The 24109-nt window shown below is 70.4% G+C and carries 25 protein-coding genes; 11 read left to right on the top strand and 14 right to left on the bottom strand.

Annotated elements, in window-relative coordinates:
- Nucleotides 1–106 precede the first annotated feature (106 nt).
- The 12 genes from LRX76_RS05825 to LRX76_RS05880 form a co-directional block, all read right to left on the bottom strand.
- A complete protein-coding gene (locus LRX76_RS05825) occupies nucleotides 107–859 on the bottom strand; it encodes a haloacid dehalogenase-like hydrolase (RefSeq protein WP_231803013.1) in 753 nt (250 codons plus the stop codon).
- On the bottom strand, nucleotides 856–1650 hold the full coding sequence (trpC, locus tag LRX76_RS05830; RefSeq protein WP_231803015.1) for an indole-3-glycerol phosphate synthase TrpC: 795 nt from the start codon (nucleotides 1648–1650) through the stop codon (nucleotides 856–858). The genes LRX76_RS05825 and trpC overlap by 4 nt, the downstream gene beginning before the upstream one ends.
- 216 nt (nucleotides 1651–1866) lie before the next feature.
- Complete coding sequence (gene trpD, locus LRX76_RS05835; RefSeq protein ID WP_231803017.1) at nucleotides 1867–2892, bottom strand: anthranilate phosphoribosyltransferase; 1026 nt, start codon at nucleotides 2890–2892, stop codon at nucleotides 1867–1869.
- Between the two features lie 17 nt (nucleotides 2893–2909).
- Entirely contained in the window at nucleotides 2910–3404 is a 495-nt protein-coding gene (locus LRX76_RS05840) for a DUF1543 domain-containing protein (RefSeq protein ID WP_231803019.1), read from the bottom strand.
- Between the two features lies 1 nt (nucleotide 3405).
- Nucleotides 3406–3984 carry an aminodeoxychorismate/anthranilate synthase component II gene (locus LRX76_RS05845; RefSeq protein ID WP_231803021.1) on the bottom strand — a complete coding sequence of 193 codons (579 nt, stop codon included), beginning with the start codon at nucleotides 3982–3984 and terminating at the stop codon, nucleotides 3406–3408.
- Nucleotide 3985: 1 nt separating this feature from the next.
- The gene (locus tag LRX76_RS05850) at nucleotides 3986–5107 is read right to left on the bottom strand and encodes an aminotransferase class I/II-fold pyridoxal phosphate-dependent enzyme (RefSeq protein WP_231803365.1); all 1122 of its coding nucleotides are present in this window, start codon (nucleotides 5105–5107) and stop codon (nucleotides 3986–3988) included.
- A gap of 17 nt (nucleotides 5108–5124) precedes the next feature.
- The gene (trpE, locus tag LRX76_RS05855) at nucleotides 5125–6615 is read right to left on the bottom strand and encodes an anthranilate synthase component I (protein WP_231803023.1); all 1491 of its coding nucleotides are present in this window, start codon (nucleotides 6613–6615) and stop codon (nucleotides 5125–5127) included.
- A gap of 314 nt (nucleotides 6616–6929) precedes the next feature.
- Nucleotides 6930–7859, bottom strand: coding sequence for a lipid kinase YegS (gene yegS / locus LRX76_RS05860; RefSeq protein WP_231803025.1), 930 nt, complete (start codon nucleotides 7857–7859; stop codon nucleotides 6930–6932).
- A 217-nt stretch (nucleotides 7860–8076) separates the two neighbouring features.
- Complete coding sequence (locus LRX76_RS05865) at nucleotides 8077–9228, bottom strand: lactonase family protein (protein WP_231803029.1); 1152 nt, start codon at nucleotides 9226–9228, stop codon at nucleotides 8077–8079.
- Between the two features lie 294 nt (nucleotides 9229–9522).
- Nucleotides 9523–10008: a GNAT family N-acetyltransferase gene (locus LRX76_RS05870; protein WP_231803032.1), complete on the bottom strand. Its 486-nt coding sequence runs from the start codon at nucleotides 10006–10008 to the stop codon at nucleotides 9523–9525.
- On the bottom strand, nucleotides 10005–10688 hold the full coding sequence (rpe, locus tag LRX76_RS05875; protein WP_231803034.1) for a ribulose-phosphate 3-epimerase: 684 nt from the start codon (nucleotides 10686–10688) through the stop codon (nucleotides 10005–10007). Before rpe ends, LRX76_RS05870 begins: the two co-directional genes overlap by 4 nt.
- Nucleotides 10689–10710: 22 nt before the next feature.
- Nucleotides 10711–11040, bottom strand: coding sequence for a DnaJ domain-containing protein (locus LRX76_RS05880; RefSeq protein ID WP_231803036.1), 330 nt, complete (start codon nucleotides 11038–11040; stop codon nucleotides 10711–10713).
- Between the two features lie 207 nt (nucleotides 11041–11247).
- Here LRX76_RS05880 and LRX76_RS05885 point away from each other — a divergent pair, with 207 nt between their 5' ends.
- Nucleotides 11248–12174: a phosphoribosylaminoimidazolesuccinocarboxamide synthase gene (locus tag LRX76_RS05885; RefSeq protein WP_231803038.1), complete on the top strand. Its 927-nt coding sequence runs from the start codon at nucleotides 11248–11250 to the stop codon at nucleotides 12172–12174.
- Nucleotides 12175–12364: 190 nt separating this feature from the next.
- Nucleotides 12365–12847: an Mpo1-like protein gene (locus tag LRX76_RS05890; protein ID WP_231803040.1), complete on the top strand. Its 483-nt coding sequence runs from the start codon at nucleotides 12365–12367 to the stop codon at nucleotides 12845–12847.
- A gap of 84 nt (nucleotides 12848–12931) precedes the next feature.
- On the opposite strand, the gene LRX76_RS05895 is transcribed toward LRX76_RS05890, so the two are convergent.
- On the bottom strand, nucleotides 12932–13558 hold the full coding sequence (locus tag LRX76_RS05895) for a cytochrome b (RefSeq protein ID WP_231803042.1): 627 nt from the start codon (nucleotides 13556–13558) through the stop codon (nucleotides 12932–12934).
- Between the two features lie 71 nt (nucleotides 13559–13629).
- Complete coding sequence (locus LRX76_RS05900) at nucleotides 13630–14544, bottom strand: SDR family oxidoreductase (protein ID WP_231803044.1); 915 nt, start codon at nucleotides 14542–14544, stop codon at nucleotides 13630–13632.
- A 198-nt stretch (nucleotides 14545–14742) separates the two neighbouring features.
- On the opposite strand from LRX76_RS05900, the gene LRX76_RS05905 reads away from it, so the two are divergent.
- The 9 genes from LRX76_RS05905 to LRX76_RS05945 all read left to right on the top strand — a co-directional run bounded on the left by LRX76_RS05905 (nucleotide 14743) and on the right by LRX76_RS05945 (nucleotide 24100).
- Nucleotides 14743–17568, top strand: coding sequence for a monovalent cation/H+ antiporter subunit A (locus LRX76_RS05905; protein ID WP_231803046.1), 2826 nt, complete (start codon nucleotides 14743–14745; stop codon nucleotides 17566–17568).
- Between the two features lie 267 nt (nucleotides 17569–17835).
- Nucleotides 17836–18210, top strand: a complete 375-nt coding sequence (locus LRX76_RS05910; protein ID WP_231803048.1) for a Na+/H+ antiporter subunit C — start codon at nucleotides 17836–17838, stop codon at nucleotides 18208–18210.
- Nucleotides 18207–19751, top strand: a complete 1545-nt coding sequence (locus LRX76_RS05915) for a monovalent cation/H+ antiporter subunit D (protein WP_231803050.1) — start codon at nucleotides 18207–18209, stop codon at nucleotides 19749–19751. The genes LRX76_RS05910 and LRX76_RS05915 overlap by 4 nt, the downstream gene beginning before the upstream one ends.
- On the top strand, nucleotides 19748–20257 hold the full coding sequence (locus tag LRX76_RS05920; protein WP_231803052.1) for a Na+/H+ antiporter subunit E: 510 nt from the start codon (nucleotides 19748–19750) through the stop codon (nucleotides 20255–20257). The genes LRX76_RS05915 and LRX76_RS05920 overlap by 4 nt, the downstream gene beginning before the upstream one ends.
- A 13-nt stretch (nucleotides 20258–20270) precedes the next feature.
- Complete coding sequence (locus tag LRX76_RS05925) at nucleotides 20271–20555, top strand: K+/H+ antiporter subunit F (RefSeq protein ID WP_231803054.1); 285 nt, start codon at nucleotides 20271–20273, stop codon at nucleotides 20553–20555.
- Nucleotides 20552–20953 (top strand): Na+/H+ antiporter subunit G, encoded by a 402-nt coding sequence (locus LRX76_RS05930; protein ID WP_231803056.1) that lies wholly within the window; start codon nucleotides 20552–20554, stop codon nucleotides 20951–20953. Before LRX76_RS05925 ends, LRX76_RS05930 begins: the two co-directional genes overlap by 4 nt.
- 167 nt (nucleotides 20954–21120) lie before the next feature.
- Complete coding sequence (locus tag LRX76_RS05935; protein WP_231803058.1) at nucleotides 21121–21510, top strand: BlaI/MecI/CopY family transcriptional regulator; 390 nt, start codon at nucleotides 21121–21123, stop codon at nucleotides 21508–21510.
- Entirely contained in the window at nucleotides 21507–23000 is a 1494-nt protein-coding gene (locus LRX76_RS05940) for a M23/M56 family metallopeptidase (protein ID WP_231803060.1), read from the top strand. The genes LRX76_RS05935 and LRX76_RS05940 overlap by 4 nt, the downstream gene beginning before the upstream one ends.
- Nucleotides 23001–23218: 218 nt before the next feature.
- Nucleotides 23219–24100, top strand: a complete 882-nt coding sequence (locus LRX76_RS05945) for an alpha/beta hydrolase-fold protein (protein ID WP_231803367.1) — start codon at nucleotides 23219–23221, stop codon at nucleotides 24098–24100.
- Nucleotides 24101–24109 lie beyond the last annotated feature (9 nt).

Below are 24109 nucleotides of genomic sequence, written 5' to 3' on the forward strand. Positions count from 1 at the left end.
TCGGTAGAGCGTCCCCGACTCCGGCCGAGACCCATGAGCCCGGGTAAGCGCAGCACATCCATGGCGGTCCCTGCCGCTATGGCCGATGTACCGGAACAGGCCTCGCCTATTCCCGATTCCCGATTCCCGATTCCCGGCCCGCCCCCACCGGCTCGCCGGCGCGGTCGCGGCAGCCCCAGTTGAGGATCTGCGTCCCTGGCGGCAGCACCCGCTGGAAGAATGGCACCCGCGACGGCTTGGGGTTGACCACCACCGGTACCCTGGCCGCCTTCAGCAGCGGCAGGTCGGCGCTGCTGTCCGAGTACGCCACCGCGATGTCGCCATAGCCGCGCTCGCGCAGCATGCGCATCTTCTCCTCGTTGTGGCAGTGGCGCCTGGCGACCACCGCGCCCAGGCGCGAGCCGACCTGGCTGCCGATCACCGGCACGTCCTGCTCGGCGACGAAGGCCAGGATCGCGCGTGCCAGTTCCGGCGGCGCACCGGTGGCCACGACCACCCGGTCGCCGGCGGCGCGGTGGCGCTTGAACACCTCCAGCGCCACCGGCAGCAGCCGGCCGCGGATCTGCTGTTCGTGCCGGAGCACGTAGCGATCGATCGAGCGGTTGAACTCGCGCGCACGATGCATGCCGAAGGTGGCGATCCAGACGTAGCCGGAAATGCCGCGGCGGCGGGTGGGCAGCATCGCCACCAACGGCCCCAGCAGCGGCGTGGCCAGCAGCGCGGCCAGCAGGCGCAGCGGGTTGCGGCGGATCAGCCAGGCGAACAGGTGGCTGCCGGAGTCGCCGTCGTACAGGGTGTGGTCGAAATCGAACACCACCAGCGGCGCGTCGTCGCCGGGCTTGGGATAGCGGTCGCTCATGCGGCGAAGAATAGCTGACGCAGCGCCTCGCCCGGCTCCTCGGCACGCATGAAGGTCTCCCCGACCAGGAAGGCGTTGACCCCGGCCGCGCGCATGCGCGCCACGTCCTCCGGCACCAGGATGCCGCTCTCGGTGACCAGCAGCCGGTCGCGCGGCACCGCGTCCTTCATCGCCAGGGTGGTGTCCAGCGAGACCTCGAAGGTACGCAGGTTGCGGTTGTTGATGCCGACCAGCGGCACCGGCACCTGCAGCGCGCGCTCCAGCTCGTCGATGTCGTGCACTTCCACCAGCACGTCCAGCCCCAGCTGCATTGCCAGCCCGGACAGGTCGGCCAGATGCTGGTCGTCGAGCGCGGCGACGATCAGCAGGATGCAGTCGGCGCCGAGCGCGCGCGCCTCGTACACCTGGTACGGGTCGATCACGAAGTCCTTGCGCAGCACCGGCAGCGTGCAGGCCTCGCGTGCCTGCTGCAGGTAGGCGTCGGCGCCCTGGAAGAAGTCCACGTCGGTCAGCACCGACAGGCAGGACGCGCCGCCGAACTCGTAGCTGACGGCGATGTCGGCCGGGTGGAAATCCGCGCGGATCACGCCCTTGGACGGGCTGGCCTTCTTGACCTCGGCGATCACCGCCGGCTCGCCGGCGGCGATCGACGCCTTGAGCGCGTCGGCGAATCCGCGCACCGGCGCGGCGTCGCCGGCGCGCGCGACGAGCTCGTCCAGCGGCACGCGCGCGCAACGCTCGGCGATCTCTTCGGTCTTGCGGGCGAGGATGGTGTTGAGGATGTCGCTCATCGGGTCGGATCCTGCGGGCCTGGCATTATCGGCCATGGGGCGCGGAATCGCGAAAAACGGCGTTTCTCCCTTTATCCCGCTGCATCCGTATCTGTCGATGCAGGACGACGTAGGAGCGACTTCAGTCGCGATGGGGCCTTACCGGTAGAGCTCCATCGCGACTGAAGTCGCTCCTACGCCGCTCCTGCACGCCGCGCCCTGGGCGCGGCGGGGGACTCAGAGCGAGCGCGTGAACGCCACGTACTCGTCGAGCTTGCGCCGCGCGCTGCCATCGCCGATCACCGCGCGGGCGCGCTCGATGCCCTCGGCGATGCCGGCGGCCACGCCGGCCGTGTACAGCGCCGCGCCGGCATTGAGGGCGACGATGTCCAGCGCCGGGCCGGGACGGTTGTCGAGCACGTCCAGCAGCATCGCCCTGGACTGCCCGGCGTCGGCGACCTTGAGGTTGCGGCTGGCCGACATGGCGATGCCGAAGTCCTCCGGGTGCACCTCGTACTCGCGCACCTGGCCGTCGCGCAGCTCGCCGACCAGCGTGGACGCGCCCAGCGACAGCTCGTCCATGCCGTCGCGTCCCCAAACCACCAGCGCGCGCTCGGCGCCGAGCTGCTGCAGCACGCGCGCCTGGATGCCGACCAGGTCGGGATGGAACACGCCCATCAGGATGCTGGGCGCGTCGGCCGGGTTGGTCAGCGGCCCGAGGATGTTGAACAGGGTGCGCACGCCCATCTCGCGGCGCACCGGCGCCACCGCCTTCATCGCCGGGTGGTGCACCGGCGCGAACATGAAGCCGATGCCGGTGCGCGCGATCGCCTGCGCCACCTGCCCGGGCTGCAGTTCGATCACCGCGCCCAATGCCTCCACCGCGTCGGCGCTGCCGGACTTGGAGGAGACGCTGCGGTTGCCGTGCTTGGCCACCTTGGCGCCCGCCGCGGCGGCGACGAACATCGCGCAGGTGGAGATGTTGAAGGTGTGCGAGCCGTCGCCGCCGGTGCCGACGATGTCGACCATGTGGCTGCGGTCGGCCACCTCGACCTTGCGCGAGAACTCGCGCATCACCTCGGCCGCGCCGGCGATCTCGCCGATGGTCTCCTTCTTCACCCGCAGGCCGGTGAGGATCGCCGCGGTCATCACCGGCGAGACCTCGCCGCGCATGATCTGGCGCATCAGCGCGACCATCTCGTCGTGGAAGATCTCGCGATGCTCGATGGTGCGTTGCAGGGCTTCTTGCGGCGTGATGGGCATGGGGGCTCCAGGGATGTTCAAGGCAGCACGAGGTAGTCGCTGTGGCCGGCGATGCCGCGGTGCGGCGCTTCCACGAGGTGGACGTAGCGGCCCTGCACCGAATCGATCGGCAGGCAGTCGTCGACGTCGTACAGCGCATCGGTATGCGGCTTGTCCCAGCCTGCGCCGGCCTGCTGCTTGCCCTTGCGCTTGGCCTCGGCGGCATCGTGCGCGACCACCAGCCGGTAGCGGTGGGCCTCGCCGAACACGCCGGGCTCGTAGCCGCCGAGGTTGATGAAGAACAGCCGCGGCGAACCGGCCGCAGGCGCGGCATCGGACAGCTGCACGCGCCAGCCTTCCACGCCGTCCACCTCCAGCCAGGAATCGACGTGGGCGCCGTGCGGCTGGCCGAACCATTGCCGCTTCAGCTGCGGGTAGACCGCCTGCAGGTTGTCGCCGCTGGCGAACACCACGTCGTGGACCTCGATCTTGGCGGCTGGATGCTTGCCGCCGAGCATGACCACGAACAGCATCTCATTGCTCCAGGAAGTTCTTCAGCAGCGCGTGGCCGTGCTCGGTCAGGATCGACTCGGGATGGAACTGCACGCCCTGCACCGGGTACTGGCGGTGGCGCAGGCCCATGATCTCCTCGATCGAGCCGTCCGGGTTCTCGGTCCAGGCGGTGACCTCCAGCGCATCGGGCAGCGTGGTCTTGTCCACCACCAGCGAGTGGTAGCGGGTGGCCGTGTAGCCGTCGGGCAGTCCGGCGAACACGCCCTTGCCCCGGTGACGGATCGGCGAGGTCTTGCCGTGCATGATGTTGCCGGCGCGGATCACGTCGCCGCCATAGACCTGGCCGATGCTCTGGTGGCCCAGGCACACGCCGAGGATCGGCGTGGTCGGGCCGAGCCGCTCGATCAGCTGCAGCGAGACGCCGGCCTCGTTGGGCGTGCACGGGCCGGGCGAGACGACGATGCGCTCGGGTGCCAGCGCCGCGATCTCGTCCACGCTCATGGCGTCGTTGCGCACCACCTCGACCTCGGCGCCCAGCGCCTGCAGGTACTGCACGAGGTTGTAGGTGAACGAATCGTAGTTGTCGAGCATCAGCAGCATGTCAGTGCTCCATCGCAGCGGTGGCGTCCGCGCGCGGCGCGGGCGCGGCAATGGCGGCCAATGCCTGCGCATCGGCGAGGAAGCCGTCCACCGCCGCCTGCGGCGTGGCCCAGGAGGTCACCAGGCGGATCGCGACGCGGCCGTCCGGCAGCGCCTGCCAGCGCTCGAACGCGTACAGCGCCTCGAGCCTCTCGACCACTGCGGCCGGCAGCAGCGGGAAGATCTGGTTGCTCGGCGAGTCGACCAGGAAGCCGACGCCCAGCCGCGCCAGGCCCTCGCGCAGGCGTGCGGCCATGAGGTTGGCATGGCGGGCCAGCTCGAAGAACAGGCCGTCCTCGAACAGTGCTGTGAACTGCGTGCCCAGCACCATGCCCTTGGCCAGCATCGCCCCGCGCTGCTTGACCAGGTAGCGCATGTCGGCCTTGAGCGCATCGTCGACGATGACCAGCGCCTCGCCGACCAGCGCGCCGTTCTTGGTGCCGCCGATGTAGAAGGCGTCGGTCAGCGTGGCGATGTCGGCCAGGGTGAGGTCGTTGCCGGTGGCGGTCAGCGCCGAGCCGATGCGGGCGCCGTCCAGGTACAGCAGCAGGCCGCGCTGGCGGCAGTACTGCGACAGCGCCTGCAGTTCGGCGCGGGTGTAGATCGTGCCCAGCTCGGTGCTGTCGGACACGTACACCAGCCGCGGCTGCACCATGTGCTCGCTGCCGTGCCCGTCGAGCAGGGGGGCGATCGCGGCGGGAGTGAGCTTGCCGTCGTCCGTCGGCACCGTCAGCACCTTGTGCCCGGTCGCCTCGATGGCGCCGGTCTCGTGGGTGGCGATGTGGCCGCTGCCGGCGGCGATGGCGGCCTGGTGCGGGCGCAGGAACGCGGCCAGCGCCACCAGGTTGGTCTGGGTGCCGCCGACCAGCAGGTGCACGTCGACGTCGTCGCGGCAGACGTGGGCGCGGATCAGCTCGGCGGCGCGGCGGCTGTGCCGGTCCAGCCCGTAGCCGCGGTTCTGCTGCGTGCTGGCCTGCGCCAGGGCCTGCAGCAGGCGCGGATGCGCGCCCTCGCTGTAGTCGTTGCGGAAGCCGTGGCGGTACTGCCGCGGCTCGCTGTCGCCGGCCGTGCCTTCGGCGGGCATGCTGTCGTCGTACATGGTCAAAGCCCCTTGGCGGCCTGCGCGACCGCGCGGAACAGCGCGCGGCCCTTGTTCATGGTTTCCTGCCATTCCAGGTCCGGGTCGGAGTCGTAGACCACGCCGCCGCCGGCCTGCACGTACAGGTAGCCGTCCTGGATGACCGCGGTGCGGATGGCGATGGCGGTGTCGGCATCGCCGTGCCAGCCGATGTAGCCGACCGCGCCGGAATAGACGTTGCGGCGCACCGGTTCCAGCTCGCGGATGATCTCCAGCGCGCGGATCTTCGGCGCGCCGCTGACGGTGCCGGCGGGGAAGGTGGCGCGCAGCACGTCGGCATAGCTCAGGCCGTCCTTGAGCCGGCCGGTGACCTCGCTGACGATGTGCATGACGTGGCTGTAGCGCTCGATCACGAACGAGGCGGTGACCTCGACCGTGCCCGGCTCGGCGACGCGGCCGACGTCGTTGCGGCCCAGGTCGATCAGCATCACGTGCTCGGCGCGCTCCTTGGGATCGGCCAGCAGCTCGGCCTCCAGCGCGGCGTCCTCCTCGGGCGTGGCGCCGCGGCGGCGGGTGCCGGCGATCGGGCGCACGGTGACCACCCCGCCCTGCAGCCGCGCCAGGATCTCCGGCGAGGAGCCGACCACCTGGGTGGCGCCGACGTCGATGAAGTACATGTACGGCGACGGGTTGAGCGCGCGCAGGGCGCGGTACACGTCCACCGGGCGGGCGCGGAACGGCACCCGCAGGCGCTGGCTGGGCACCACCTGGAAGATGTCGCCGGCGCGCACGTACTCCTGCGCGCGGCGTACCACGTCGTGGTACTGCTCGCGGGTGAAGGATGAGCGGAAGTCGTCCTCGTCGATGGCGTCGGAGACCTGCGACTGCGGGTAGCCGGCGCCGGCCTGGCGCAGCCGGTGCGCCAGTTCGTCCAGGCGGCGGTTGGCGCGCGCCCAGGCCTGCGGCTGGCGCGGATCGGCGTGCACGATCAGGTACAGCCGGCCCTTGAGGTTGTCGAACACCGCCAGTTCCTCGGACTGCATCAGCAGGATGTCCGGGGTGCCCAGCTCGTCGGGCTTGTCGCCGGCGGCCAGGCGCGGCTCGATGTAGCCGATGCACTCGAAGCCGAACCAGCCCACCAGCCCGCCGGTGAAGCCCGGCAGGCCCTCGATCTTCGGCACCGAGCAGGCCGCGCGCAGGCGCTCGACCTCGGCCAGCGGATCGGCGACGTGGCGCGTTTCCACCACCTCGCCGTACTCGCTCGTCTCCAGCGTGTGGCCGCGGAAGCTGTACACGCGCCGCGCCGGCAGGCCGATGATCGAGTAGCGGCCGAAGCGCTCGCCGCCCTCGACCGACTCGAACAGGTAGGTGTAGGGGCCGTCGGCGAGCTTGAGGTAGACCGAAAGCGGCGTGTCCAGGTCGGACAGCACCTCGCGGACGACGGGGACGAGACGGCAGGTGCCGGGGGCGTCGGCCTCAGTGGCCTGCTGCTGGAACTGCTCGAACGTGGTCAAGACGACTTTCCTTCCGGGAACTTTCCATCCGGGCATGGCCGGCTTGGAACAAGGTGGCGGGGCGGACGACGGCTACGGGCCACCATCGCCACGCACGGCGAGCGGAAGGAAGGGGACGTGGGGTCGTCAGGCTGGGCACGACGCTACTTTACCGCAACTGCCGCGTCCGCGGCCAAGGCCCGGGGGCACTGCCGGCGCCCGCGCAGTGCCGGGCTTGCGATGCAGGAGCGACTTCAGTCGCGATGGGGCTCTACCGGTAGAGCCTCATCGCGACTGAAGTCGCTCCTACGGGCGTTGCGGCGGCAGCCCGCGCGTCAGCGCGACAACAGCGCGCAGCCGGCCGGCAGGTGCATGCGCAGCCGCTGCGCCACGCACTGGATGCGGAAACGCCGCGCCGACTCCGGCTCGCCGTCCAGGTTCAGGGTCAGCGGGCGCTCGGACTCGATCTGCAGCCACGGCAGCCGCGCCTGCACCGCCACCCGGTCCAGCGCCGCGTCCTTGCCGGCGGACAGCAGGGTGCGCAGCGTTCCGGCCACCTCGCCGGTGAGGTCGGGAATGACGGTCAGCTCCAGCAGGCCGTCGTCGAGCAGGGCGTCCGGGCACAGCACCTGGCCGCCGCCGGCCTGGCGGCCGTTGCCGACGCCCAGCGCGATGAAGTCGCCCTGCCAGGCGAAGTCCGGCCCCTCGAAGCGCGCGCGGATCGGCTCGATGCGTCCCAGCCTGGCCATGCCGGTGATCAGGTAGGCCAGGCCGCCCAGCATCTTCTTCAGGCCTTCGTTGGTCTCCACCGTGACCTGGGTGCCGAAGCCGCCGCTGGCCATGTTGGCGCACCAGTGCACGCCGTCCCCGGCCTCGACCCGCAGCAGGTCGATGGCGACCGGCGCCTGCGCGGCGACCAGTGCCAGCGCCGCGCGCGGCTGCTGCGGCACTCCCGCCGCGACGGCGAAATCGTTCGCCGTGCCCATCGGCACCAGGCCCAGCGCGGGCAGCTCGGCGGCCGGTTCCGTGCGCCCGGCCAGGGCGGCGGCGATCTCGCTCAGGGTGCCGTCGCCGCCGGCCGCGATCACGCTGTCCACGCCGGCGGCGACCGCCTCGTGCGCGTAGCGCGCCGCGTCGCCCTCCTCCCAGGTCACGCGCACGGCCAGTTCCACGCCCTGCGCGCGCAACTCGGCCACCGCGCCGCGAAGCGCATCGTCGCTTGCGGACTTGCCGTTGAGGATCAGGCACCAGCGCAGTCGTGGCATTGCATTCATCCGGGGAAAAGGTGCGGCGAAACTACCAGCCGATGCCATCGGATTTCGTGAACCGGCCTGTCATCACGATGTCATCCGATACCCGGAACATGGGAGTCCATAGCAAGGACGACGGGCGGAGGCAGGATCAGCCTCCATAATTTCCGATGCCGTGCCGGACCCTCCCCCGGCGCGGCATCTTTTTTGCGCGGCTCCCGGCACCCCTCGCTCAGGGCAGGAACTTCAGGTCCGAAGGCGCGGCCACCTCGACCTGCTGCACGCTGCGGCCGAGCAGGCCGGTCCGGTCGTCGCGCTCGATCACGGTGATGCGGTCGTCGCCCTGCGCGGCCACCAGCACGAAGCGGCCGCCGGGCGCGATGGCGAACTCGCGCGGCTGGCGCCCCCCGGCGGCGCGGCGCTGCAGCTGCCGCAGGCCGCCGTCGTGCGGATCGACGGCGAACACCACGATGTGGTTGTCGCTGCCGCGGTTGACCGCGTACAGGAAGCGGCCGTCGGCGGAGAGATGGATCGCACCGGCACCGTTGTCGCCGGAGAATCCCGGGGCGAACAGGTCCAGCACCTCGCGCACGGCCAGCCGGCCGTCGGCGTAGTCCAGGACGGCGACCTGGCCGCTCATCTCCAGCGTCAGGTAGGCATGGCGGCCGGTGGCGTCGAACACCAGGTGGCGCGGGCCGCTGCCCGGCGGCAGCGCCACGAACGGTTCAGGCGCCGGCCGCAGCGGACGCTCGGCGCTGGCCTGCGGGTCGTAGCGATAGGCGTAGACGCGGTCGCCGCCGAGATCGGCCACCAGCAGGTGGCGCCCGTCCGGTGCCATCGTCGCCGAGTGGACGTGCGCCGAGGCCTGGCGCTCGCGGTCCACTCCGCTGGCCTGGTAGCTGCTCAGCTGGGTCGGCGGCCGCAGGCTGCCGTCGGCGGCCACCGGCACCACCGCCAGCGTGCCGCCGGGATCGGCATTGACCGCGTAGTTGGCGACGAACAGGTAGCGGCCATCCGGACTGAGCGAGGCGTGGGTGGGCTCGTCGCCGAGGCTGGGCACCTGGCCGTCGAGTTCCAGCCGGTGGGTCGCCGGGTCCAGTCGCAGCCGGCTGACCCGGCCGACGGGGTCGGGCTGTTCCGGGCCGTTCTCGTTGACCGCATACACGTGCCGGCGATCCGGCGCGAGCACCAGCCACGACGGATTGTGCAGCTGCACGGTCTGCCACGGCCGCTGCTCCAGCCGGCCGCTGGCCGGGTCGAAGCGGAACACGTAGATGCCGGGACCGCCATCGCCGGTGTAGGAGCCGACCAGCAGGTCCAGCGGCGCGGACGTGGCGACGGACGGCGGCGCGACCATCGTGGCCATCAGCAGGAAACGGAACATGGGGCGTGCCTCCCGGGCTGAGCCGGTGGATGAAAGGTTCGATTATCCCCCTGGCCCGGAGGATGCCGCACCCTCGTCGGCATCGTGCGGGCCCACTCCCTTCTCCCGTTTGCGGGGCTGGGCAGCCTCGGGGTGGAAGGTGCCCGAAGGGCGGATGGGGGCTGTCTGGAGCATCGAGAAGCCACAGCAAAAGCACCCTCATCCGGCGCTGCGCGCCACCTTCCCCCGCAAGCGGGAGAAGGGAGCACGGCGTGCCGGGTCGGATTCGCGACGGACGACGACCAGGCCCGCCGCTCAACCGGCGGCGAAGTCCCGCAGCGCCTGGCCGTCGAGGCGGTACACGGTCCACTCGTCCATCGCCACGGCGCCGGCGGCCTTGTAGAAGTCGATCGCCGGCCGGTTCCAGTCCAGCACCGACCATTCGAAGCGGCCGCAGCCCTCGGCCACCGCCTTGCGCGCCAGGTGGCGCAGCAGCGCCTGCCCGGCACCCTTGCCGCGGTGCTGCTCGCGCACGAACAAGTCTTCCAGGTAGATGCCGTTGCGGCCGTGCCAGGTCGAGTAGTTGTAGAAGTACACGGCGAAGCCCAGCGCCTCGCCGTCCTGCTCGCAGACCAGCGCGTGGGCGGTGGCGCCGTCGCCGAACAGGGTGCGGCGCAGGTCGTCCTCGCTGGCCTTGGCGGCGTGCTCGGCGCGTTCGTAGATCGCCAGTTCGCGGATCAGCTGGCGGATCAGCGGCACGTCGTCCGGCGTCGCCTGGCGGATGCTCGGCACCGCGCTCACCGCGCCGCGGCCACTTCGGCGCGCATGCGCGCGATGGTCTGCGCGTAGGCATCGCGGGTGCGCGGCTCGCGGAAGATCGCCGAGCCGGCGACGAAGGCATCGGCGCCGGCGGCGGCGATCGCGGCGATGTTGTCGGCCTTGACCCCGCCATCCACCTCCAGGCGGATGTCGCGGCCGCTGGCGTCGATGCGCGCGCGCACCGCGCGCAGCTTGTCCAGCGTGGAAGGGATGAAGGCCTGGCCGCCGAAGCCGGGGTTGACCGACATCAGCAGCACCACGTCCAGTTCCTCCAGCACCCAGTCCAGCACCTCGACCGGCGTGGCCGGGTTGAGCACCAGGCCGGCCTTGCAGCCCTGCGCCTTGATCAGCTGGACGGTGCGGTGGACATGGCGGCTGGCCTCGGGGTGGAAGCTGATGATGCTGGCGCCGGCCTCGGCGAAGTCCGGCACGATGCGGTCCACCGGCTCGACCATCAGGTGCACGTCGATCGGCGCGGTGACGCCGTGCTTGCGCAGCGCCTGGCACACCAGCGGGCCGATGGTCAGGTTGGGGACGTAGTGGTTGTCCATCACGTCGAAGTGCACCCAGTCGGCGCCGGCGGCGAGCACGTTGTCCACTTCCTCGCCCAGGCGGGCGAAGTCGGCGGAGAGGATGGACGGGGCGATGATGCAGTCGGACATGGGGGGGTCTCGTGGCGGCGGGTCAGCGCTTGCGCAGCGCCTTGATGCGGTCGTAGGCGGCGTTGAGCGCGCGCGCCTTCTTCTCGGCCTGTTCGCGCAGCTCCGGCGCGGCGCCGGTCAGCTTGTCCGGGTGGTACTGCGACATCAGCCGGCGGTAGGCCAGGTCGACCTCGGCATCGGTGGCCTCGGCGGTCAGGCCCAGCTCGCGGTAGGGGTTGTCCTTGCCGAGCCTGAACCAGTCGGCATCGAAGGCATGGCCGATCAGCAGGCCGACGGCGGCGCCGAACAGCGGATTGGGCCGGAACAGCAGCGCGCCGGCGATGAAACCGAGCAGTTTTCCGTACCAGCGCATGGGGATTCCGGCAGAGGTGGCGGTGGGACCGGCATTCTAGCGGACCCGGCCCGGCGCCGGCCCGCAGCGGTCGCCGCCGCCGGCCCGGCGACGCCACTGGATCGTCGCTGCAGTGCGGCGTGGACCGCCGTACACTACGCGGCCCGCTGTCGTTTCCGCGGGACCGCCGGTCCCGGGGACAGCGCCATTGCGAAGTTAGGAGTGCCTGTGTCGACCACGCTGTTGCAATCCGATCTGCCCGGCCTGCCGTTGCGTCACCGCGGCAAGGTCCGCGATGTCTTCGATCTCCCGCGCGAACGCCTGCCCGCCAACGTCCCGCCCGGCGACTACCTGCTGATGGTGGCCACCGACCGGCTTTCCGCCTTCGACGTGGTGCTTCCCGACCCGATCCCCGGCAAGGGCGAGATGCTGTGCCAGATCTCCAACTTCTGGTTCGGCAAGACCGCGCACCTGATGCCGAACCACCTGACCGGCATCGACGTGGCCAGCGTGCTGCCCGACGGCGTGGACCCGGCGCTGTACGCCAGGCGCAGCGTGGTGACCAAGAAGCTCAAGCCGGTGCCGGTGGAGGCGATCGCGCGCGGCTACCTGATCGGCAGCGGCTGGAAGGACTACCGCCGCACCGGCAAGATCAGCGGCATCGTGCTGCCCGACGGGCTGCAGCAGGCCCAGCAGCTGGCCGAGCCGATCTTCACCCCGTCCACCAAGGCCGCCGTCGGCGACCACGACGAGAACATCGACTTCGACGCGATGGTGCGCCAGGTCGGCGCCGACCTGGCCGAGCGCGTGCGCGACGCCACCTTGCGCATCTACCGCTACGCCGCCGGCTACGCCGCCGAGCACGGCATCCTGCTGGCCGACACCAAGTTCGAGTTCGGCACCGATGCCGACGGCCGCCTGTACCTGATGGACGAGGTGCTCACGCCGGACTCCTCGCGCTACTGGCCGGCCGACGAGTACCAGCTCGGCACCAGCCCGCCCAGCTACGACAAGCAGTTCGTGCGCGACTACCTGGAGACGCTGGACTGGGACAAGACCGCGCCCGGACCGAAGCTGCCGGCCGAGGTGATCGAGCGCACCCGCGCCAAGTACGCCGAGGCGCTGCAGCGGCTGGCGGGGATCTCGGTGGATTGAGCCGCCCGGCCCGGGCGATGGGAACGCCGCTGCGGCGGGGTTTTCCATGCTGGTCGCAGCAGTGTGCCGGTCCGATCGTGCGCATGCCGCCGGAGGCAACGCCCCCCGCACCCCGCCCCGCGACGGTTGCCGGGCCACGCTGCAGGAGGGTTGGCGCTATGCTGGCCGACCGATTCCTGGGAGGGAAACGATGAATGCCAGTCCCGCCACCCGGCCCCTCGACCGCTACTTCGCCAGCTACTCCGACGACCACCGCAACGCGGTGAACCAGCGCATCCACGTGGTCGCGGTGCCGGCGATCCTGTGGTCGGTGGTGGCGATCCTGTGGTGCCTGCCGCCGCTGATCACCTGGTTCCAGCAGGGCATCTGGGCGGCGCTGGCGATGTTCGCGGCGTGGGCGTACTACAACCGGCTGTCGCGGCCGCTGGGCCTGGGCATGCTGGCGGTGTTCTTCTTCTGCGGCTGCCTGTGCCGGCTGCTGGAGGCGCGGCTGGGCCTGCCGGGGCTGCTGTGGACGGGGATCGGGGTGTTCGTGGTCGCGTGGATCGCGCAGTTCGTCGGCCACAGGTTCGAGGGCCGCAGGCCGAGCTTCCTCACCGACCTGACCTACCTGCTGATCGGCCCGGCCTGGGTGCTGGCCAAGGTCTACCGGCAGATGGGATGGGACTACTGACCGCCGGGCGCCCGCGGGCCTGCGCGCGACTGCCATGGCGGCCGCGCTGCCCGCGAGGCAGGCGAGCGACCGGCGGCGGCCGTCTCAGGCCGGCATTTCGTCAGCCGACGCGGCGGGCCTGCGCGCACGGGCGCGGCCGCCCCACATCCTGGCGAGCACGCCGTCGCGCCACCAGAAGCGGTGCAGCAGTGCCATCGCCACGTGGCCGGCGATCAGCGCCAGCATGACCCAGGCGAGTTCGCCGTGCAGCAGTTCGGCCGGCAGTTCCGTCCACTCGAGCTTGCGCTCGCTCGGCGCGATCAGTTCGATGCCGTAGGGGCGGAAGCCGCGCCCGGACCCGTACAGCCGCAGCAGCGCCAGCGTCGGCACCAGCAGCATCAGCAGGTACAGCGCGCCATGCCCGGCCAGCGCCAGCCGTCCCAGCAGGTCCCTGCGCTGCCGCGGCCGGCGCCGCGCGTTGGCCAGCCCCCAGCCGATCCGCAGCACGCACAGCACCAGCAGCAGCACGCCCAGCGGCGCGTGGTTGGAGACGAAGAACGAGGTCAGCGGGGTGCGCCCCACGGCCAGCTTCAGGCCCATGCCGAGGAACTGCAGCGCCAGCAGCACGGCCATGCCCCAGTGCAGGCCGCGGCTGACGATGCCGTAGCGTTCGCTCGTGTCGCGCCATTGCAGTGCCATCGTGGTTTCCTCGCCGCCGGGAAGGGGCGGCATGCCCGGATTCGACACGATTCGTGCGCTCAAGTACAGCCGGCCGGCACGATCCCGGCCTGCGCCCGGTCGCGTCAGCGGGCCGTCGAAGCTGGGCCTGCGGGCGGCGCGGCGATCGCGTCCTGCGGCCGGAACTCGCGCGGCCCATAGCCGAAGTCGCGCCGCGCCGGCTCGATGTCGAACACCAGGTCCTCGCGCATGCGCCGCAGCGCGGCGCGGTTGAGCCCGCGCAGCCGGCCCAGCGCATGCGCGCCGGACAGCAACAGCGAGAACGCCGCCGCCGGCACCGTCAGCAGGCGTGCCGGCGGATGCAGCGAGGCCAGCACGCGCGCGACCATGTCGCGGTAGTCGAGCACCTCGCCGCCGCCGAGGGCGTAGCGCTGGCCGAAGCTGGCCGGGGCGTCCAGCGCCGCCAGCGCGGCGTCGGCCAGGTCCTGCACGTGCACCGGCTGGCGCCGCCCGCGGGCATCGCGCGGCAGCACGAAGAAGCCGGTGCGCCGGGCCAGCGCCGCGATCGCCGCCAGCGTGCGGTCCTGCCCGGCGCCGTAGACCAGGGTCGGGCGCAGCAGCGTGGCCGCGGCGTCCCTGCCGGCGGCGGCGGCGAACAGTTGCTCCTCGCCCCGGTGCAGCCGCGCCGCCAGGTCGCGCTCGTACGGATCGGCCGAGTCGCGCTTGACCTCGACGCTGGTGGAACCGAAGGCGAGCACGCGCGGCGCATCCGCGCCGGCCTGTGCGTACCAGCGTGCGAAATGATCCAGCGGGCCGCAGCTGAGGATGGCGTCGTAGCGGCCGGGCAGCGGCGCCAGCGTGGCCAGCTCGCCGGCCAGCCAGTGCAGGCCGGGGCGCGGCGGCCGCGGCTGCCGCGACAGCGCCTGCACCTGCCATCCGCGCAGCAGCAGGCCGTCGATGACGCGGGCACCGATCTGCCCGCTGCCGCCGAACAGCAACGCGCGCCGGGGTGGAGGGGTGGTCGTGGCAGGCGTGGGCATCGCGCAAGCATAGCCAAGTGCGCGGGCGCATCGGATCGCGGCGGCGCGCCGCCGTTCGCGCCCGCCGAGCGGACACCGGGAAGGCCGCGCGAGCCAGCCGCGGTACTTTTGCAACGCAGATCCGCGCACATGACGACGGGATCGTCGCAATCCGGCTGCTAGACTGCTTACCCTGCTCGCGAATCACGCATTCCCTGCATGCCTTATCTCGAACTCCTGTTGGCACTGCCATTCCTGATGGCCGTGGCCGTTGCCGCAGTGCGCGGCACCTCCCGCAACACCTGTGCCTGGCTGGCCGCCAGCGCTCCCCTGCTGGGCCTGCTGGTGCTGGCATGGCTGGCACCCGCGGTGCTGGACGGGCGGCTGGTGCGCAGCGAACACGCCTGGCTGCCGCAGATCGGCCTGATGTTCACCCTGCGCCTGGACGGGCTGGCGTGGATGTTCGCCGGGCTGGTGCTGGCGATCGGCGCGCTGGTGGTGATGTACGCGCGCTACTACCTCAGCGAGCGCGACTCGATGCCGCGCTTCTACGCGTTCCTGCTGCTGTTCATGGGCGCGATGCTGGGCATGGTGCTGTCGGGCAACCTGCTGTTGCTGGTGGTGTTCTGGGAGCTGACCAGCCTCAGCTCGTTCCTGCTGATCGGCTTCTGGACCCACCGCCGCGACGCCCGCGAGGGCGCGCGCATGGCGCTGGTGATCACCGGCGCCGGCGGCCTGGCGCTGCTCGGCGGGGTGCTGCTGATCGGCCGCATCGTCGGCAGCTACGACCTGGACGCGGTGCTGGCCGCCGGCGAGCAGATCCGCGCCAGCGCGCTGTACCCGTATGCGCTGATGCTGGTGCTGGCCGGCATCTTCACCAAGAGCGCGCAGTTCCCGTTCCATTTCTGGCTGCCGCACGCGATGGCGGCGCCGACGCCGGTGTCGGCGTACCTGCACTCGGCGACGATGGTGAAGGCCGGCGTGTTCCTGCTGGCGCGGCTGCACCCGGCGCTGGCCGGCAGCGAGCTGTTCTTCTACACGGTCACCGGCATCGGCGCGGTGACGCTGCTGATCGGCGCCTGGAACGCGATCTTCCAGCAGGACCTCAAGGGCCTGCTGGCGTACTCGACGATCTCGCACCTGGGCCTGATCACCATGCTGTTCGGCCTGTCCACGCCGATGGCGGTGGTGGCCGGCGTGTTCCACATCCTCAACCACGCCGTGTTCAAGTGCTCGCTGTTCATGGCCGCCGGCATCATCGACCACGAGACCGGCACCCGCGACATCCGCCGGCTGGGCGGCCTGCGCCGGCTGATGCCCTATACCAGCACGCTGGCGATCATCGCCTCGCTGGCGATGGCCGGCATCCCGCTGCTCAACGGCTTCCTGTCCAAGGAGATGTTCTTCGCGGTGGCGCTGGAGACGCCCTCGCCCGAGCCGATGCGCATCGCCACCGCCGTGGCCGCGCTGGTGGCCGGCGCGCTGGCGGTCGCCTACAGCCTGCGCTTCGTCTACGAGACCTTCTTCGGCAAGGGCCCGCGCGAGCTGGACCGCACCCCGCACGAGCCGCCGCGCTGGATGAAGATCCCGGTGGAGATCCTGGTGCTGGTGTGCGTGGCGGTGGGCGTGGCCCCGGCCTGGACCATCGCCCCGGTGCTGCACGTGGCCGCCAGCTCGATCCTGGGCGATGCCATGCCCGAGTACAGCCTGGCGGTCTGGCACGGCTTCAACGGCCCGCTGGCGATGAGCCTGGTGGGCGTGGCCGCCGGCGTGGCGCTGTACCTGGGCCTGCGCCGCTGGCTGGACCTGCATGCGGTGAACAACGTCTCGCAGGGCAAGGGGCTGTTCGACCGCCTGCTCGATGCCGCGTTCGGGTTCTCGGCCGGGTTCACCGCGAAGGTGGCCAACGGCAGCCTGCAGCGCATGCTGCTGATGCTGGTGCTCACCGCCATGGTCGTGGCCGCGGCGCCCTTCGTGGGCGCGCCGGCCGGACCGGGCTGGCCGGCGCCGCAGCCGATCCCGCTGCTGGGCTGGGCGCTGTGGCTGCTGATGCTGGCCTGCGCGCTGGGCGCGCTGTTCCTGCACCGGCAGCGGCTGCTGGCGGTGATCGTGCTCGGCGGCACCGGGCTGGCGGTGAGCCTGGTGTTCGTGTTCCTGTCGGCGCCGGACCTGGCGCTGACCCAGCTGCTGGTGGAGATGGTCACGCTGGTGCTGATGCTGCTGGCGATGAACTACCTGCCCAAGTCCTCGCCGCCCGGCCGCTCGCGGCTGCGGCGCTGGCGCGACGCCACGGTGGCGGTGGTGGCCGGCGCGGGCCTGGCGGCGCTGGCGTACTCGGTGATGACCCGTCCCAGCCAGACCATGGCCGGCGAGCTGCTGTCGCGCTCGCTGCCCGAGGCCTACGGCCGCAACGTGGTCAACGTGATCCTGGTGGACTTCCGCGGCTTCGATACCTTCGGCGAGATCACCGTGTTCGCCATCGCCGGGCTGATCGTGCATGCGCTGCTGCGGCGCGCGCGGATCGCGCCGGAGAAGGCGATGCCGGGCGCGCCAATCAAGCTGCCGGTGCCGGCCGACCTGGCGCAGCTGATGTTCCCGCTCACGCTCACGGTGTCGATCTTCCTGTTCCTGCGCGGCCACAACGCGCCCGGCGGCGGCTTCATCGCCGGGCTGGTGCTGGCGGTGCCGCTGCTGATGCAGTACGTGATCCAGGGCGCGGCCTCGGTGCAGTCGCGCTTCGGCTTCGACTACATCCGCCTGGTCGGCATCGGCCTGCTGCTGGCGCTGGTCAGCGGCGCGGCGTCGATGCTGTTCGGGGTGCCGTTCCTCACCAGCGGGCACCTGGAACTGCAGCTGCCGGTGCTGGGCAAGACCGAACTGGCCAGCGCGCTGGGCTTCGATACCGGCGTCTACCTGGTGGTGTTCGGCACGGCGATGCTGGTGCTGACGATGATGGGCACGATCAAGCCCTCGCGCACGCGCAGCTCGCAGCGCGGCACGATCGACCCGGCACGACGTTCGCCGCTGACCGGGGAGATGCACTAGGGTGTGTCTCCGGTTGCCGAACAGGTCGCGTTGGGTCTGCCTGGCCGCCAGCCGGTGTTGCGTGGCGCAGCGCCTGACTGGCCGTCAGGCCAAGCCGCGCGGCGCCGGCTGGCGGCCAGGCAGGCCCAACCCGAAGGGCCGTTCTTGCGCGTCCCCGGATGCGGCGTCATCGCTCGGGCGTGGACTCATGTCCACTTCCTCCCTCTTCCTTGCCCCGGAGGCGCGCAAGAACGGCGCGGCCTGTCCGGCAACCGGAGACACACCCTAATGGAACTGGCACTGGCAAGCGCCATCGGCGTACTGGCCGCGATCGGCATCTACCTGATGCTGCGCGCGCGCAGCTTCGACGTGATCCTCGGCCTGACCTTCCTGTCCTACGCCACCAACCTGCTGATCTTCGCCGGCGGCCGCCTGCGCGAAGGCATGCCGCCGGTGCTCGAGGACGGCGTGGCCGCCGACCTGGCGCACCACACCGACCCGCTGCCGCAGGCGCTGGTGCTGACCGCGATCGTGATCGCCTTCGCGATGACCGCGGTGAGCCTGGTGCTGGCGATGCGCTCGCGCGCGGACAACCGCAGCGACCACGTCGACGCGCACGAGACCGTGGAAGAAGAGGCGCCGGCGCCGGAGGATCGCGCGTGAACCACCTGTTGATCCTGCCGATCCTGATCCCGCTGCTGGGCGCGTCGCTGTCGCTGTTCGTCGAGCACCGCCGCTACGGCCACCGGGTGCGCCGCACCGTGGCCTGGCTGTCGATGGCCGCGCTGGCGGCGGCGGTGGCGGCCTTGTTCGCGCGCGCCAGCGGCGGCCAGGTGCTGGTGTACCTGCTCGGCGACTGGCCGTCGCGGCTGGGCATCGCGCTGATGGCCGACCGGCTGTCGGCGTGGATGCTGCTGACCGTGCTGCTGCTGGCCATCCCCTGCCTGCTGCACGCCTGCGCCGGCTGGGACCGGCGCGCGCCGCACTTCCACGCGCTGTTCCAGTTCCAGCTGATGGGCCTGAACGGCGCGTTCCTGACCGGCGACATCTTCAACCTGTTCGTGTTCTTCGAGGTGATGCTGATCGCCTCCTACGGCCTGCTGCTGTCGGGCGGGCGCGGGCTGCGCATGCGCATCGGCCTGCACTACGTGATCTTCAACGTCGCCGCCTCGACGCTGTTCCTGGTCGCGCTGGGCCTGCTGTACGCGCTGCTGGGATCGCTCAACATGGCCGAGCTGTCGCAGCGCGTGGCCGGCGTGCCGGCCGCCAACCTGCCGCTGGTCAAGGCCGCGCTGGGGCTGCTGCTGGTGGTGTTCTGCGCCAAGGCGGCGCTGATGCCGATGTACCTGTGGCTGCCGGAGGCCTACTCGCGCGCGCCGGCGGCGATCGCGGCACTGTTCGTGATCATGACCAAGGTCGGCCTGTACGCGGTGCTGCGCACCACCTCGCTGTGGTTCGGCGACGGCGCCGGGGCGATGGCCGGCTTCGCCCGCGACGCGCTGCTGTGGGCCGGCATCGCCACGCTGGTGCTGGCCGCGCTGGGGGTGATGGCCGCCACCCGGCTGCGGGTGCTGGTGTCGTACCTGGTGGTGTTCTCGGCGGCGACGCTGTTCATCGCCTTCTCCATGGACAGCGCCGGGGCGGTCGCCGCCGGCCTGTACTACCTGCCGCACAGCTGCTTCGTCGCCGCCGCGCTGTTCATGGTCGCCGAGCTGATGCGCCGCCGCCGCGGCAGCATGGCCAGCGACAGCGTCCACATCGTCGCGCCGCTGCCCGGCCGGGCGCTGCCGGGTGCGATGTTCATGGTCGCCGCCATCGGCGTGGCCGGGCTGCCGCCGCTGTCCGGCTTCCTGGCCAAGGCCGGCATCCTGGCCGCCACGCCGGCCGCGCTCACGCTGCCGGTGTGGACCGCGATGCTGGCCAGCAGCCTGCTGGTGGTGGTGGGCCTGACCCGCGCCGGCATCCGCCTGTTCTGGCGCGTGCCCGAGCACAGCAGCGAGGAGGCGCCGCCGCCGGTGCGCAGCGCCGGCGCACGCCGCACCGAGACCGTGGCCACCGGCGTGCTGATCGGCTACGTGGTGGCGATGACGCTGTTCGCCGCGCCGCTGATGCGCTACACCGGGCAGGCCGCGCAGCAGCTGGGCGATCCGGCCCGCTATGTCGAACAGTTGCAGGACACTCAACCGCAGACGAGGCAGCCATGACCCCGAACAAGCCGCCCCTTTTCAAGCGCCTGATGCCGTCCTGGCCGCTGAGCCTGACCGTGTTCGTGTTCTGGGTGCTGCTGAGCGACAGCATCGGCGCCTCGGTGTGGGTGATGGGCGCGGCGATGGCACTGGTGGTGCCGCTGTTCGCCGCGCGGCTGGACCGCGAGTTCGCCCGCATCGGCTCGCTGCGGCCGATCCCGAAGATGCTGTGCGTGACCGCCTGGGACATCGTGCGCTCCAACGTCAAGGTCGCCCTGCAGGTGCTGGGGCCGCAGTCGCGCATCCATCCCGGCTTCATCTGGCTGCCGCTGGACATCGCCAACATCCACGGCATCGCCGCGCTCACCAGCATGATCACCCTGACCCCGGGCACGGTGTCGGCGGCGCTGTCGGACGACCGCAAGTACCTGCTGGTGCACGTGCTGCACCTGGACGACCCGGATACCCTGATCCGCGACATCAAGAAGCGCTACGAGGCGCCCCTGATGGAGGTATTCCCATGAACGGAGCACACCCATGAACGGCTACATCTTCATCGAGACCACCATCGTCGTGTGCATGCACGTGGTCGGGCTGGCGATGATGCTGGCGCTGTGGCGGCTGCTGCGCGGGCCGTCCGTGCCCGACCGCATCCTGGCGCTGGACACGCTCTCGGTCACCGCCATCGCCGAGCTGATGCTGTTCGGCATGCACCTGGATTCGCCGGTGTACTTCGAGGCGGCGCTGGTGATCGCCATGCTCGGCTTCGGCAGCACCGTGGTGCTGAGCAAGTACGTCATCCGCCGGGACATCATCGAATGATCGACTTCACCGAATACCTGCTGGGCATCCTGCTGATCATCGGCTGCTTCTTCATCCTGGTCGGCGCCTTCGGCCTGGTGAAGCTGGACGACTTCTTCAAGCGCCTGCACGCCCCGACCAAGGCCAGCACGCTGGGCGTGGGCTGCGTGCTGCTGGGCTCGGTCGGCTACCACATCTTCCTCGGCGAGGACCCCCAGCCGCGCGAGCTGCTGATCACCGCGTTCCTGTTCATCACCGCGCCGATCAGCGCGCACATGATGGCCAAGGCTTCGCTGTCGCTGTTCATGGAGCAGCGCCCGGCGCTGCCGCCGGGCGAGAGCGCCCAGGAGGAAGGGCTGCCGCCGCCGGACATCGCCGAGAAGCTGGCCGGGCGCGACGGCGAGGCAGATCGGTCCTAGAGCCGGGCACAGAGCTCGCAACGGCCCGGTGCCCCGCGTGGGCGGCACCGACGGACACCTTGGGCACCACAGTCGCATCTGCGTTCGCGAGTCGGCATGGCGGGCCGGTTTGACAGTGATGCGACATATGTCGCACGATGACGACATCGGTCGAATGAGCCTCGATGATGCGCCCTCTTCCCGCTCCCTCCAACGCAGAACTGGAACTGCTCAAATGCCTATGGCGGCATGGCACGTGCAGCGCCCGCGAACTGCATAACGCGGTCTCGCCCACACTGGAATGGTCGTACTCATCCACGCGCAAGACGCTGGAGCGGATGGTCGACAAGGGCTTGGTCGCCGAAGGTTCCGAACACGGGCTCAATGTCTATCGGGCCAAGGTGAGCAAGGTGGCGACAGTGGCCACGCTGAGCGCGGACTTCGCCAAGCGCGTCCTCGAAATCGACGGCCCACTGCCTGCGCAGGCCTTCGCGGACAGCCGCTTGTTGAGCGAAAGCGAACTCGAGCAGCTTGAATCGCTGCTACGCGATGGCACTGCCGAGGGGAATCGCGAATGAGCTTGCCGTCGCCCACCTTCTGGATCGTGCATGCCGCCTCCAGCCTGGTCGTGACCGGGCTGGCGCTCGGCGTTGGCAAGCGTCTGCATGCGCGCCTGCGGTTGTCGCATGCCGCACGCGGCTACTGGACCGGCATCTGGCTGCTGGCAACGCTGCCCCCGTTGTTGGTCGCGATCCTGCAGGCCTGCTTGCCCGGTGCCGCTGGCACGCTGCCGCTTGCGTTACCGCTGCCGATCGCCATCGACCAGGGTTTGGCCACACCCGGCGTCGCAACCATGTTGCCGATTCAAGTACAGCCCTCGCTCCCCCTGGCTGCCATGCTTGCCTGTGTCTATGCCACCGGGCTGGGCATCGTGCTGTTGCGCTGGCTGCGCAGCAGTGCAGTCATCGCGAACGTCGTCCGGAGCGCTCGCCCCATCGATCCTGCCGCGTGGCCGGGCATGGCGTCCGCAGCGGAAGCCGCCCGGCTGGCGCAGTCCGGCGTCTCCATGCGTGCCACCACGAGATCGATAACCCCCTTCGCGGTGCGCTGGCCGCGTCCGACCATCGTCCTGCCCATCGATACCCTGGCGCAGATGGGCGATGCCGGACTGCGGCTGGTCATCCGCCACGAAGCCGCGCACCTGATGTTGCGCGACCCGCAACGTAGCCTGCTGATGTCGGCAATCGGAGCGCTGCTCTGGTTCAACCCATTCGTGCGCCGCATTGCCGCGCGGGTGCAGATGGCCTCGGAACTGTGCTGCGATGCGCATGCGATCAATGGCGACGCGGCGGCACGGCGAGCACTCGCCGACGCTTACCTGCATACGCTTAGGAAACATGCGTCCATGACCGTACTGGCCACCGTGTTGAACCCGCGAGGCGTCGCCGGTCATTCGCTGCGGATCAGACACATGCTGCACGGCGATGCAAACCGCATGTTGTCTCGCGCGTCAGGCATGAGCTTGACGGGCCTGGGAGCGGCAGCCATCGGACTGATGTCGCTGCTGCAGCTGGGCTTGGCCGCGCCAGCGACGGCCGCACATTCCGATCCGGCCACGTCTTCTCGATCTTCTCGCGACGAAGTACTCGCGGCCGCGCCACCTGCGGAGGCGACATCCTTCCGTCTCGATCCCCCTCTGGCGCAGCCCAGGATCACCGGTCGTTTCGGCGACACCGGCAGCATACGGGCGCGGCCGCATCGTGGCACCGACTTCGGCACGCGTGTCGGCACGCCGGTGTTCGCGCCGGCCGCGGGCATCGTGGTGGCGGCCACCACGCAGTATCCGGACGGACCGGACTACGGCACCGTCGTGGTACTGGACCACGGCAATGGCTGGCAGACGTTGTACGCACACCTGGACGGCTTCGACGTCCGCGTCGGCCAGCACGTCGAGGCAGGCGAACGGATCGCTCAAAGCGGGCGCAGCGGACGCGTGACCGGCCCGCACCTGCACTTGGAAGCACTGCGCGACGGACAGCGCGTGGATCCCGAGCGCTTGTTGCAGTGAGCGGATAGCGCCAGCCCCCGCCTACCCGCCATTCGCTGCAACAGCTTTCCCCCCGCAGGAAGGGCCCCGGCTGCCCGGGGGCCTTCCTGCCTGCAACCCTTTACAAGATCTGACTGGAGGAGAAAGTGCATAGATCGTTGTCGGCAGGTCTGGTCGTGTTGCTTCTTGCTGCTTGTGTCGACAAGCCCGCGGAACCGGCTCTCAAGTCCTCGGAGGAAATGCCTGCGCAAGCTCCAATCGCCCCGGCGGCGGCGTCGGTGCTCGGGGGACAACGAGGCAAGGGAATGCCCTATGAAATCGTCGGCAGCGAGGTATGGGACGTGCCCGATCCCGTGTCCGGCCGCGGCTACCAGGTATTCGTCGCCGTTCCGCACTCCTATGCCGACAATCCCGAGCGTCGCTATCCGGTTCTCTACGCCACCGATGCGGACTACGCCTTTCCGCTGATCCGACAGATCGGCCGCCGATTGAACCTGGATGACCAGCAGATCGACGACTTCATCCTGGTCGGACTTTCTTACGCTGCCGGGGAAACAGGGGCATCCAGCCGCCGGCGCGACTACACCCCGACACCGAACGGTCCCAAAAGCGCGCCACCAGATGCGGTTCACGGCAAAGCGAGTGCCTACTCGGCCTATCTCCGCGACCAGGTTCTGCCATTCGTGGCGCAGCATTACCGAACCGACGAGGGACGGCGTCTGTTCCTGGGTCATTCCTACGGATCGTTGCTTGGCACGCAGATCCTGTTGACCGAGCCGACCATGTTCTCCGGCTACATCCTGGGGAGCCCTTCCTACTGGTACGACCACCACGCCATGGAAGGCATGGAATCGGCCTATGCCGCCGATCACCGGGACTTGCCCGCTCGCGTCTACATGTACATAGGGCAATACGAGGAAACCAGGCCTGGGGATCCCCGTTACGCCAAGGAGCAAAACATGGTGTCCGATGCTCGAAGGATGGAAAAGCGCCTGCGCCAACGGAACTACCCGTCTTTACGCGTCGATCTGGAGGTGCTCGACGACGAGGATCATCTGAGCATCGCCCCACGCGGATTCACGCTTGGCCTGAAGCACCTGCTTGCCGCCAAGACACGCTGAGGAATCTGG

Origin of the sequence: Stenotrophomonas sp. MMGLT7, assembly GCF_021168555.1 — a bacterium.
GTDB lineage: Bacteria > Pseudomonadota > Gammaproteobacteria > Xanthomonadales > Xanthomonadaceae > MMGLT7.